At 51.9% G+C, this 414-nt stretch carries 1 pseudogene; it reads right to left on the reverse strand.

The annotated features are described in order from the left end of the window. Positions 1-414, reverse strand: a pseudogene (locus ACYP03_RS24290) (polyphosphate kinase 1); the annotation flags it as partial.

Below are 414 nucleotides of genomic sequence, written 5' to 3' on the forward strand. Positions count from 1 at the left end.
GTTTTTGCTTGGCGTTGGCAATTTCTCTGTCGATCAGTTCATACAAACGGCTGCGCGAGTTTCGCGGTGAGACAATCAACTGATTGAATTTTACCGGCCGGTAGGGGTTCTGAATAAAGCTAAACACCTGACGCACTTCGTTGGTCAGTTCAGGATCGGCGGTGAACAGCGAGAAATCGGTGTATATCCGGGCGGTTTTCTCGTGGAAATTGCCTGTGCCTATGTGCGCGTAGCGGACGATAGCCTCGTCTTCCTGGCGTGTGATCAGGCACAGTTTAGAGTGAATTTTCAGTCCGGGAACGCTGAACACGACACGCACGCCGGATTCGGTCAGGCGTCTGGCCCATTCGATATTGGCCTCTTCGTCAAAACGCGCTTGCAATTCAACCACCACAGTGACCTGTTTGCCGTTAT

The sequence above is a fragment of the Photobacterium sp. R1 genome (genome assembly GCF_054600795.1).